The organism is Streptomyces sp. SolWspMP-5a-2, from assembly GCF_900091845.1.
Classification (GTDB): Bacteria; Actinomycetota; Actinomycetes; order Streptomycetales; family Streptomycetaceae; genus Streptomyces; species Streptomyces doudnae.
The window spans coordinates 39,425-50,397 of the sequence record NZ_FMCI01000323.1; the positions used below are offsets into that span (position 1 = coordinate 39,425).

General features: G+C 74.8%; 12 protein-coding genes. 7 read left to right on the forward strand and 5 right to left on the reverse strand.

Annotation, left to right across the window (positions count from 1 at the left end):
- The first annotated feature begins 25 nt into the window (after positions 1 to 25).
- The 6 genes from GA0115242_RS32135 (at position 26) to GA0115242_RS32160 (ending at position 5,983) form a co-directional block, all read left to right on the forward strand.
- Positions 26 to 859 carry a M55 family metallopeptidase gene (locus GA0115242_RS32135; protein WP_093834785.1) on the forward strand — a complete coding sequence of 278 codons (834 nt, stop codon included), beginning with the start codon at positions 26 to 28 and terminating at the stop codon, positions 857 to 859.
- Positions 852 to 2,156 carry a M20/M25/M40 family metallo-hydrolase gene (locus GA0115242_RS32140; RefSeq protein WP_093834787.1) on the forward strand — a complete coding sequence of 435 codons (1,305 nt, stop codon included), beginning with the start codon at positions 852 to 854 and terminating at the stop codon, positions 2,154 to 2,156. Before GA0115242_RS32135 ends, GA0115242_RS32140 begins: the two co-directional genes overlap by 8 nt.
- Positions 2,157 to 2,178: 22 nt before the next feature.
- Complete coding sequence (locus GA0115242_RS32145; RefSeq protein ID WP_093834789.1) at positions 2,179 to 4,131, forward strand: prolyl oligopeptidase family serine peptidase; 1,953 nt, start codon at positions 2,179 to 2,181, stop codon at positions 4,129 to 4,131.
- A complete protein-coding gene (locus GA0115242_RS32150; RefSeq protein WP_093834791.1) occupies positions 4,128 to 5,051 on the forward strand; it encodes a S66 peptidase family protein in 924 nt (307 codons plus the stop codon). The genes GA0115242_RS32145 and GA0115242_RS32150 overlap by 4 nt, the downstream gene beginning before the upstream one ends.
- 118 nt (positions 5,052 to 5,169) lie before the next feature.
- A complete protein-coding gene (locus tag GA0115242_RS32155; protein WP_093834793.1) occupies positions 5,170 to 5,412 on the forward strand; it encodes a DUF1049 domain-containing protein in 243 nt (80 codons plus the stop codon).
- A gap of 19 nt (positions 5,413 to 5,431) precedes the next feature.
- Positions 5,432 to 5,983: a GNAT family N-acetyltransferase gene (locus GA0115242_RS32160; RefSeq protein ID WP_093834795.1), complete on the forward strand. Its 552-nt coding sequence runs from the start codon at positions 5,432 to 5,434 to the stop codon at positions 5,981 to 5,983.
- Here GA0115242_RS32160 and GA0115242_RS32165 read toward each other — a convergent pair.
- Positions 5,955 to 6,302: a DUF6204 family protein gene (locus GA0115242_RS32165; RefSeq protein ID WP_093834797.1), complete on the reverse strand. Its 348-nt coding sequence runs from the start codon at positions 6,300 to 6,302 to the stop codon at positions 5,955 to 5,957. The genes GA0115242_RS32160 and GA0115242_RS32165 overlap by 29 nt on opposite strands.
- Before the next feature lie 149 nt (positions 6,303 to 6,451).
- Here GA0115242_RS32165 and GA0115242_RS32170 point away from each other — a divergent pair, with 149 nt between their 5' ends.
- Complete coding sequence (locus GA0115242_RS32170) at positions 6,452 to 8,419, forward strand: DUF5107 domain-containing protein (protein WP_093834799.1); 1,968 nt, start codon at positions 6,452 to 6,454, stop codon at positions 8,417 to 8,419.
- Positions 8,420 to 8,516: 97 nt separating this feature from the next.
- On the opposite strand, the gene GA0115242_RS32175 is transcribed toward GA0115242_RS32170, so the two are convergent.
- The 4 genes from GA0115242_RS32175 to GA0115242_RS32190 form a co-directional block, all read right to left on the reverse strand.
- Positions 8,517 to 8,873 carry a VOC family protein gene (locus tag GA0115242_RS32175; RefSeq protein WP_093834801.1) on the reverse strand — a complete coding sequence of 119 codons (357 nt, stop codon included), beginning with the start codon at positions 8,871 to 8,873 and terminating at the stop codon, positions 8,517 to 8,519.
- Between the two features lie 179 nt (positions 8,874 to 9,052).
- Entirely contained in the window at positions 9,053 to 9,223 is a 171-nt protein-coding gene (locus GA0115242_RS32180; protein ID WP_093834807.1) for a hydrophobic protein, read from the reverse strand.
- Between the two features lie 42 nt (positions 9,224 to 9,265).
- Complete coding sequence (locus tag GA0115242_RS32185; protein WP_093834803.1) at positions 9,266 to 10,087, reverse strand: class I SAM-dependent methyltransferase; 822 nt, start codon at positions 10,085 to 10,087, stop codon at positions 9,266 to 9,268.
- A 134-nt stretch (positions 10,088 to 10,221) separates the two neighbouring features.
- The coding region (locus GA0115242_RS32190) for a diacylglycerol/lipid kinase family protein (RefSeq protein WP_272925366.1) at positions 10,222 to 10,973 on the reverse strand (752 nt) is incomplete at its 5' end.

A 10,973-nucleotide genomic window follows, 5' to 3' on the forward strand; every position in this document is an offset into this window, starting at 1 on the left:
GTCCCGGCGCGTAACGTGGCGCCCCATGAAGATCCTGATCAGCGCCGACATGGAGGGCGCGACCGGCGTGACCTGGCCGGCCGACGTGCTGCCCGGCACGCCGCAGTGGGAACGCTGCCGGTCGATGTTCACCTCCGACGTCGACGCCGCCGTGCGCGGCTTCTTCGACGGCGGCGCCGACGAGGTCCTCGTCAACGAGGCCCACTGGACGATGCGCAACCTGCTCCTCGAACAGCTCGACGAGCGCGCCGAGATGCTCACCGGACGCCACAAGTCGCTGTCCATGGTGGAGGGCGTCCAGCACGGCGACGTCGACGGCATCGCCTTCGTCGGCTACCACGCGGGCGCCGGCATGGAGGGCGTCCTCGCCCACACCTACCTGGCCAACTCCATCACCGGCGTCTGGGTCGACGGCGTCCGCGCCAGCGAGGGGCTGCTGAACGCGCGGGTCGTCGCCGAGTACGGCGTCCCGGTCGTCCTGGTCACCGGCGACGACGTGGCCTGCGAGGACGCCCTCGGCTACGCCCCCGAGGCGCTGAAGGTCGCCGTCAAGGACCACGTCTCGCGGTACGCCGCCGTCTGCCGCACGCCCGCCAGGACCGCCGCCGACATCAGGACCGCCGCGGCGGCCGCCGCGAAACTGGCGGTCCGTCAGGAGCCGTCGCAGGACGGCCCGTTCACCATCGCCCTGGAGTTCGACGCCGAACACCTCGCGATGGCGGCGACCGTCGTGCCGGGCGTGACCCGCACCGGCGAACGCCGGATCGCGTACACCAGCCCCACGATGTACGAGGGCATCAGGACCTTCAAGGCGGTCACCACGATCGCCTCGGCCGCGGTGGAGGAGCAGTATGGCTGACGACCTGGCGCTGGACGAGGTCGTCCGGTTCACCTCCGACCTGATCCGCCTGGACACCACCAACCGGGGCGGCGGCGACTGCCGGGAGCGGCCCGCCGCCGAGTACGCGGCCGAGCGGCTCGCGGACGCCGGACTCGAACCCGTGCTCCTGGAGCGCACCGAGGGCCGCACCAACGTGGTCGCGCGGGTCGCGGGCACCGACCCCGGCGCCGACGCGCTGCTGCTCCACGGCCACCTGGACGTCGTCCCGGCCGAGGCCGCCGACTGGACCGTGCACCCGTTCTCCGGCGAGGTCAGGGACGGCGTCGTGTGGGGGCGCGGCGCGGTCGACATGAAGAACATGGACGCGATGATCCTGGCCGTCGTGCGGAGCTGGGCGCGCACGGGGGAGCGGCCCCGGCGGGACGTGGTGATCGCGTTCACCGCGGACGAGGAGGCCAGCGCCGAGGACGGCTCCGGATTCCTCGCCGACCGGCACCCCGGCCTCTTCGAGGGGTGCACCGAGGGCGTCAGCGAGTCGGGCGCGTTCACCTTCCACGACGGCTCGGGGCGCCAGATCTACCCCGTCGCCGCCGGGGAGCGCGGCACCGGGTGGCTCAAGCTCACCGCGCGCGGCCGGGCCGGACACGGCTCCAAGGTCAACCGGGAGAACGCGGTGACCCGGCTGGCCGCCGCCGTCACCCGGATCGGCGACCACGAGTGGCCGCTGCGGCTGACCCCGACGGTCTCCGCCGCCCTCACCGAACTCGCCGCGCTCTACGGCGTCGACCCCGACCTGGCCCGGGTGGACCAGCTCCTGGAGAAGCTCGGCCCGGCCGCCAAGCTCGTCGAGTCGACCGTCCGCAACAGCGCCAACCCGACCATGCTGGACGCCGGTTACAAGGTCAACGTGATCCCGGGGGAGGCGGTGGCGTACGTCGACGGACGCTTCCTGCCCGGCGGCGAGGACGAGTTCCGCACCACCCTCGACCGGCTCACCGGACCCGACGTCGACTGGGAGTTCCACCACCGCGAAGTGGCCCTCCAGGCACCCCTGGACACCCCGACGTACGCCCGGATGCGGGCCGCGATCGAGGAGTTCGCGCCCGAGGGGCACGTCGTGCCGTACTGCATGTCGGGCGGCACCGACGCCAAGCAGTTCTCCCGGCTCGGCATCACCGGCTACGGGTTCACGCCGCTGAAGCTGCCCGAGGGGTACGACTACCAGGCGATGTTCCACGGCGTCGACGAGCGGGTGCCGGTCGAGGCACTCCACTTCGGCGTCCGTGTCCTCGACCGCTTCCTGCGGTCGGCCTAGGCGAGACGAGAAGGGGGAGACCATGCGGGTCCTCGATTACGGTTCGTGGCCCTCGCCCGTCGGCGCGGCGCTCGCCGCCGCCCACGACGGACGGCCCGACCACGTCGGCTTCGTCGGCGACGAGGTCTGGTGGACCGAGCCGCGCCCCACCGAGGGCGGCCGCAGGACACTGGTCAGACGGCACGCCGACGGCACCGAGGAGTCCGCGCTGCCCGCGCCGTGGGACGTCCGCAGCCGCGTCATCGAGTACGGCGGCCTGCCGTGGACCGGGACCGTCGTCGACGGCCGCCCGCTGCTGGTCTTCGCGAACTTCGCCGACCAGCGCCTGTACCGCTGGGAGCCGGGCGCCGAGCCCGTCCCGCTCACCCCCGTCTCCGCCGTCGGCGGCGGACTGCGCTGGGCGGAACCGGCGATCCACCCGGAGCGCGGCGAAGTCTGGTGCGTCCTGGAGGAGTTCACCGGCGAGGGCCCCGCCGACCTGCGGCGCGTCCCGGCCGCCGTACCGCTGGACGGCTCGGCCGCCGACGACCGGCACGCCGTCCGCGAACTCACCGACGACCGGCGCCGGTTCGTCACCGCGCCGCGCCTCTCGCCGGACGGCTCCCGGGCCGCCTGGATCGCCTGGGACCACCCGCTGATGCCGTGGGACGGCACCGACCTGCTCGTCGCCGACGTCCTCGCCGACGGCACCCTCGCCCCGCCGCGCACCGTCGCGGGCGGCCCCGAGGAGTCCGTCCCGCAGGCCGAATGGGCGCCCGACGGCTCCCTGTTGTACGCCAGCGACCGCACCGGCTGGTGGAACCTCTACCGCGACGGCACCCCGCTGTGCCCGCGCGAGGAGGAGTTCGCCGGACCGCTGTGGAAGCTCGGGCAGAACTGGTTCACGCCCCTGGACAGCGGGCTCGTCGCGGTCGTGCACGGGAACGGCGCCGCCACCCTCGGGATACTCGACCCGGCCACCGGGGAGGTCGTCGACGCGGCGGGCCCCTGGACCGAGTTCGCGGCCACCCTCGCCGCCCACGGCGACCGCGTGGTCTCCGTCGCCGCGGGCCCGCGCAGCGGCTGGGAGACGGTCGAGCTCGACGTCCGCACCGGCCGGGCCCGGGTCATCGGCGCCGCGCACCGGGACGCCGTCGACCCCGCCCACTACCCGCGGCCGGTCGCCCGCACCTTCACCGGCCCCGACGGACGCGACATCCACGCCCACGTCCACCCGCCGCACCACCCCGAGTACCGCGGCCCCGACGGCCAACTCCCGCCGTACGTGGTGTGGGTGCACGGCGGACCCACCAGCCGGGTGCCCCTCGTCCTCGACCTGGAGATCGCCTACTTCACCTCGCGCGGCATCGGGGTCGCCGAGGTCAACTACGGCGGCTCCACCGGACACGGCCGCGCCTACCGCAACCGGCTGCGCGGCCAGTGGGGCGTCGTCGACGTCGAGGACTGCGCGGCCGTCGCGCTCGCCCTCGCCGACGAGGGCACCGCCGACCGCGACCGGCTCGCCGTCCGGGGCGGCAGCGCCGGCGGCTGGACCTCGGCCGCCTCCCTCACCACCACCGACGTCTACGCCTGCGGCACGATCCTCTACCCCGTCCTCGACCTCGCGGGCTGGAACGACGGCGAGACCCACGACTTCGAGTCGCGGTACCTGGAGAGCCTCGTCGGCCCGATCGCCGAGGTGCCCGAACGGTACGCCGAGCGCTCGCCGGCCGCCCACGCCGACCGGGTCACCGCGCCGTTCCTGCTGCTCCAGGGCCTGGACGACGTGATCTGCCCGCCCACCCAGTGCGAACGCTTCCTCGCCGGGATCGACGGCACCAGGGTCCCGCACGCCTACCTCACCTTCGAGGGCGAGGGCCACGGGTTCCGCCGCGCGGAGACGATCGTCCGCGCCCTGGAGGCCGAACTCTCCCTGTACGCCCAGGTGTTCGGCCTCAACCCGCCGGACGTGCCGACGCTGGGGCTGTCCGGGTGAGGGGACTGCGCAGACCCGGACGGCTGGCGCCGGGCGCCCGGGTCGCCGTCGTCGCCCCCAGCGGCCCGGTGCCCGAGGAGCGGCTCGCCGCCGGGCTCGACGTGCTGCGCGGCTGGGACCTCGACCCGGTCGTCGCACCCCATGTCCTGGACCGGCACCCGGAGTTCGGCTACCTGGCGGGCACCGACGCCGACCGGGCCGCCGACCTCCAGGCCGCCTGGTGCGACCCGGCGACGGACGCCGTCCTCTGCGCGCGCGGCGGCTACGGCGCCCAGCGCGTCGCCGACCTGCTCGACTGGGAGGCGATGCGGGCGGCAGGACCCAAGGTGTTCGTCGGCTTCAGCGACATCACCACGCTGCACGAGGCGTTCGCCACCCGGCTCGGCCTGGTCACCCTGCACGGGCCGATGGCGGCGGGGATCGACTTCGTGAAGAACCCGGCCGCCCAGGACCACCTGCGCGCCACCCTGCTCGCCCCCGAGACCGTCCGCGTCATCGCCTCCGGCGGCACCCCGCTGGTCCCCGGCCGGGCCAGGGGCGTCACCCTCGGCGGCTGCCTCTCGCTGCTCGCCGCCGACCTCGGCACCCCGCACGCCCGTCCCGGCGCGCGCGGCGGCCTGCTCTGCCTGGAGGACGTCGGCGAGCCCGCGTACCGCCTCGACCGCGCCCTGACCCAGGTGCTGCGCGCGGGCTGGCTGGACGGCGTCCACGGGCTGCTCCTCGGCTCCTGGCAGGGCTGCGACCCCTACGAGCGGCTCCGCCCGATGCTCCTGGAGCGGCTCGGCGGGCTCGGCGTCCCGGTGGTCGAGGAGTTCGGCTTCGGGCACGGCCCCGGCGCCCGCACCATCCCCTTCGGCGTGCCGGCCGAGCTGGACGCCGACACGGCCACCCTCACCCTCGACGAACCCGCCCTCAGCTGAGCGCACGCCCGCGGGGCGGACCTCTGCGGGGGGCGGGCCCGTCCCCCGCAGGCGCCCCCCGACGGCGTCCCGCCGGTCCCGCCGCGCGCGACCGGCCCGCCGGGTCCACCCTGGGAACATGAGCCGGAAGACGACCGAGCGGCGCAGCGGGCTCGACGGGCGGCGCCGTCTGTTCACGCCCGCCAGGATCGTGGTCCTGGTGCTCGCCGCCCTCGCCCTGATCTTCATCTTCGAGAACACCCAGCAGACCAGGATCCGGGTGATCATCCCCGAGGTGACCCTGCCGCTGTGGACCGCCCTGCTCGGCACCGCCGTGGTGGGCGCCCTCTGCGGCGCCTATTTCCTGCGACGGCGCCGCTGAACCGCCGTAGCCTGGCGCGATGCCCCACACCGCACACCGCTACCTCGCCGAAGGCCCCCGCGTCGGCATACGCCACTTCACCCACGGGGACGCCGACGAGTTCACCGCGCGGGCCCGGGAGAGCACGGACCTGCACCGCCCCTGGCTGTTCCCGCCGCAGGGCCGGGACGCCTACGCCGCCTACGCGGGACGGCTCATCGAGGACCCGACCAAGGCCGGGTTCCTGCTCTGCGAGCGCGACGGCGACGGCATCGCCGGGTTCGTCACCGTCAACAACATCGTCCAGGGCGCCTTCCAGTGCGGCGCGCTCGGCTACGGGGCCTTCGCGCACGCCGCCGGGCGCGGGCTGATGCGCGAGGGCCTCGGCCTCGTCGTCGGCCACGCCTTCGGGCCGATGCGGCTGCACCGGCTGGAGATCAACGTGCAGCCGGGCAACGCGCCGTCCATCGCCCTCGCCCGCGCCTGCGGGTTCCGGCTGGAGGGCTACTCACCGGCCATGCTCCACATCGACGGCGCCTGGCGCGACCACGAGCGGTGGGCGCTCACCGCCGGGGAGCCGACTTCCGGTTGATCTTCATGGTGTCCAGGTCGGTGACCGTCGAGCGCAGACCGGCCCAGCCGTAGCCCAGGGCGCGCAGCGCGGTCTCCGCCCGGTCCTCCGCGATCGCGCCCGCCATCTCCGGGCCGTCCTCGGCGTCCGACACCACCACGTACCGCATCGAGAAGTGCTTCAGCGGGGCCGCCTCATAGGTCAGCGAGCCCTCCTCGGCGAACCGCATGCTGGCCAGCCCGTGATCGGCGGCACGGGCGAGCAGCCGCTCCCTGGCCGCCTCGGTCAGCCCGTCCCACGTCCCCCGGACGATCACCCGGTAGGTGTGCCGCTCACTCATGCGCGCTCCCGCTTCCTCGTCGTGCGAAAGGCCGACCCTACGGCGGGCGGCGGCGGACGCCCACCGGATTTCCCACCCCGCCCCCGGTGCGGCCTTTGCCCAATCCTGACCGGTAGGTCCCCTGGTCAGCCACCCGGCTTGCGGCTTCCATGGTGATCGTGACGACGATCCGACGTGAGGTACTCACCCTCTCCGCCGCCGAGTTGGGCCCGGACAACCCGCTGCCCCCGCTCCGGCCCCTCGACGAGGTCCACCGCGTCGACGACCGGGACCGCGACGGCGACCTGCCCCACGACATGGCCCGCCAGCTCGGCCACGCGCCGCTGCGCAGCCTCCTCCCGGTCCGGATCCGGGACGGCTACGGACGCGCCCGCGCGCCCAGAGACCTCACCGCCCTCGTCCTGGAGAACGACCGGCTGCGCGCCACCGTCCTGCCGGGCCTCGGCGGGCGCCTCGCCTCCCTGTTCCACAAGCCCACCGGACGCGAACTCCTGTACCGCAACCCGGTGTTCCAGCCCGCCGACTTCGCCCTCAACGGCGCCTGGTTCTCCGGCGGCGTCGAGTGGAACATCGGCGCCACCGGCCACACCACCCTCTCCTGCGCCCCGCTGCACGCCGCCCGGGTCCCCGCCCCCGACGGCGGCCCGATGCTCCGGCTGTGGGAGTGGGAGCGCCTGCGCGACCTGCCCTTCCAGATCGACCTGTGGCTGCCCCCCGACGCCGACTTCCTCCTGGTCGCCGTCCGCATCCGCAACCCGCACGAGCGGCCCCGGCCCACCTACTGGTGGTCCAACACCGCCGTCCCCGAGGACCGCCGCGTCCTCACGCCCGCCACCGCGGCCTGGCACTTCGGCCACGAGCGGCGACTGAGCCGCGTCCCGGTCCCCGCGCACGACGGCATCGACCGCACCCATCCCCTCAACAGCCCGTACGCGGCCGACTACTTCTACGACCTGCCCGAGGGCGGACGGCGCTGGATCGCCGCGCTCGACGCCGACGGGCACGGGCTCGTCCAGACCTCCACCGACGTGCTGCGCGGCCGGAAGCTGTTCGTCTGGGGCCACCGCGACGGCGGCCGCCGCTGGCAGGAGTGGCTCACCGAACCCGGCACCGGCGGCTACTGCGAGATCCAGGCCGGGCTCGCCCGCACCCAGTTGGAGCACGTGAGCCTGGACGCGGAGAGCGAGGTGTCCTGGCTGGAGGCGTACGGGCCGCTGGACGCCGATCCGCACGGCGCCTGGGACACCGTCGTCGCGGCGGCCGGTGACCGCCTGGAGTCGGTGCTGCCGCGGGCCGCCGTCGAGGCCGCCCACACCGCCTGGCGCGCGCACGCCGACACCGCACCGGTCGAGGTCCTCGCCACCGGATCCGGCTGGGGCGCCCTCGAAGTGCTGCGCGCCGACTGGAAGTTGCCCGGCACCCCGTTCCCCGCGAGCACCCTCGGCGAGGAGCAGGAACCGTGGCTGGCCCTGCTGCGGACGGGACGGCTGCCCGAACCGCGCCGGGCCTGCCCGCCCGGCGGGACGCTGGTCGCCCCGCACTGGCGCGAACTGCTGGAGACGGCACCGGCCACCCCGCTCACCGAGTACCACCTCGGCGTCGCCCAGTGGCACGCGGGCGACCGCGCCCAGGCCGTCCGGAGCTGGGAGCGCGCCCTGCCCCTCGCCCCGTCGCTCTGGCCCGCGCTGCGCTGCCTCGCCGTCGCCGACCGGGAGGACGGCAACCCGCTGCGCTGCGCCGACCGGTACGCGGTGGCCTTCGACGACCTGTGCCAGGAGCGGCGCGACGACGGCGAACGCTGGACGGCGGCCACGGCCGCGCTCGGCCGCGAGGCGATCGACGCGCTGCTCGCGGTCGGCCGGACGGCGGCGGCGCGGGCCGTCTGGCAGCGGTTGCACCCCGCGACCAGGGAACGCGGCCGGTTCCGGCTGATCGAGGCCAGGCTGCTGCTCGCCGAGGGCCGGCGGGCCGAGGCACGCGCCGTGTTCGATGCGGGCTTCGAGGTCGCCGACCTGCGCGAGGGCGCGGAGACCCTGGGCCTGGTCTGGAGCAGCCTGGACGACGGCCCCCTGCCGTCCCGCTACGACTTCCGGATGCGCCCGCCCGAGCCCGCCTAGTGCCGTGACCGGGCATCGCGAGCCGGTGGACCTTTCCGGTCAGGGCACCAGCGGGCCGGGGCCGGTGGGCGCGGCCAGGGGCCCGGCCCGGTCCGGGCTACGGGGTGGGGAGGTTGCGGTCCGCGTACTCGTACACGCTGCCGTCGGGATGCATCGCGATCAGCGTGCGGCCCGCCGGGGTCGGCACCGGGCCCGCGATCACCCGCGCGCCCAGCTCGGTGAGGACGCGGTGGGTGGCGTCCACGTCCTTCACGGCGATCGTCGCGGCAATCTTGCGCAGCAGGTCGAGCTGCGACGGGTCCCCGCTCATCAGCAGGAAGCAGCCGATCGCGGCCACCTGCACACCGCCGCGCTCGGAGCGCAGCGCGGTGCCGCCCGCCAGCCGCTCGTAGAAGGGGACCGCGCTCTCCATGTCCTCGACGCAGATCCGCAGCGTCGCTCCCAGAATCTCCATGCCCCGCAGCCTAGTTGGGCGGATCCCCGCGGGTGATCGTTTCCGCCCGTTCCGGTGTCCCGGACACGCGGAAGGCCCGCGCCTGGAGCGGCGCGGGCCTTGTGGAATTCCGCATTCGGGAATTCGGTCCTTCCATGACGCCGAGGCGCCTTTTCCCGGCGCGCGGGAATTGCCTCACGTCACCATCGGTACCAGCGACCGCGACCGCCGGACGCGTTCGTGCCGCGCACCAGGAAACCGAGCAGCCAGAGCACGATGACCACCAGGGCCACCCACCACAGCACCTTCAGCGCGAAACCGGCGCCGAAGAGAATCAGGGCGAGAAGCAGAACAAGAAGAATGGGAACCATGATGTGAACCTCCTGCACACCGGTTTACCCGGATGCGGAGATTCAGACATCCTTTCGGCACAGAATTTCCCCGTGCAGCACACCGAACCACCCGTCCGCCCGTACGCCCCACGCCCGCCAGGCGTCCGCGACCGCCCGCAGCCGCTCCGGCGTCGCGTGCCCGCCCCCGGTCGCCCGGTCCGCGTACGCCGACGCCAGCGTCCGGTCCGCCCACAGGCCGCTCCACCAGTCCCGCTCCCCGGGCGTCGCGAAGGTCCAGGTGGACGAGGTCGCCGTGATGTCGTCGAACCCCGCCGCCAGGGCCCACGACCGCAGCCGCCGCCCCGCGTCCGGCTCGCCCCCGTTGGCGCGGGCCACCGTCCGGTACAGGTCGAGCCAGTCGTCGAGGCCGGGGGAGGCCGGGTACCAGGTCATGGCCGCGTAGTCGGCGTCCCGCACGGCGACGAACCCGCCGGGCCTGGTGACCCGCCGCATCTCGCGCAGCGCCTGCACCGGGTCGCCGACGTGCTGGAGCACCTGGTGGGCGTGGACCACGCAGAACGTGTCGTCCGGGTACTCCAGCGCGTGCACGTCAGCGACCGCGAAGTCGACGTTCTCGAGGCCGCGCCCCGCCGCCTCGGCGCGCGCCGTGTCCAGGATGCCGGGGGCGTGGTCGACGCCGGTGACGTGTCCGTCGGGCACCAGCGCGGCCAGGTCGGCGGTGATGGTGCCGGGGCCGCAGCCGATGTCCAGGATCCTCATGTGCGGCTTCAGCGAGCCGAGCAGGTAGGCGGCGGAGTTGGCGGCGGTCCGCCAGGTGTGCGAGCGCAGCACCGACTCGTGGTGCCCGTGCGTGTAGACGGCGGTCTCCTGCGGCCTGGACATGGCTGGTCCCCTGTCGTCGTGACTCGTCGGCCCGCTCACGGGGGCGTGGGCACGACCTCGTCGCGGTACGCCTCACGGTACGCCCGCATGTCGGATGATGAGACCGCCGTTTCACCATCCGGACAGGCCAGGCGTCAGCCCCGGCTGCCGTCCGTGGCGCGCGGCCGGTACACGGTCAGGGCGGCGGGCAGCTTGTCCAGGACCACCTCGCCCGACACCTCGGTCACCTCGCCGTCGTGCGCGAGCAGTGTGCCCGGCTCGACGTCCGACAGCCGCAGCCGGTCCGTGCGGACCGCGGCGTGCACGGGGGAGCGGGGCAGCCGTCCCGCCGCCGACGCGGCCAGCAGCCGCCAGGAAGGGTTCCGGCCGCCGTGCACCACCTGGACGTCCAGCAGCCCGTCCGCCAGATCGAGACGGCGGCCCGCCGCGAGCCCCGTCCGCTGGTGGGCGCCGTTGCCCGCGGTCAGCAGCCACAGCGGACGCTCGTGCCCGTTGACCCGGGCCGTCATCGGACGGTGACCCGCCTTCAGTACGCGCAGCGCGGCGAGCATCCCGGCGGGCCACTCCCCGACCCACTCCGACCAGCGTCCCCGCTCCCGCACCAGGTCCGGGTGGACGCCGATCCCGCAGCCGTCCAGGAAGACGCCCTCCCGGGCGCCCGAGCGGAACCGGCCGACGTCCACCCGGGTGGCCTCGCCCCGCCGCACCGCCCCGGCCAGGTCGCCGACCGTCGTCAGGCCCAGGTCGCGGGCGAACCCGCCCGGCGCGGCGCCCGGCAGCACCGCCAGCGGCAGCCCGTGCCTGAGCGCGGCCGACGCCGCCGCGCTCACCGTGCCGTCGTCGCCGCACACCCCCAGCACCCGGGCGCGGGCCGCCGCCTTCTCCA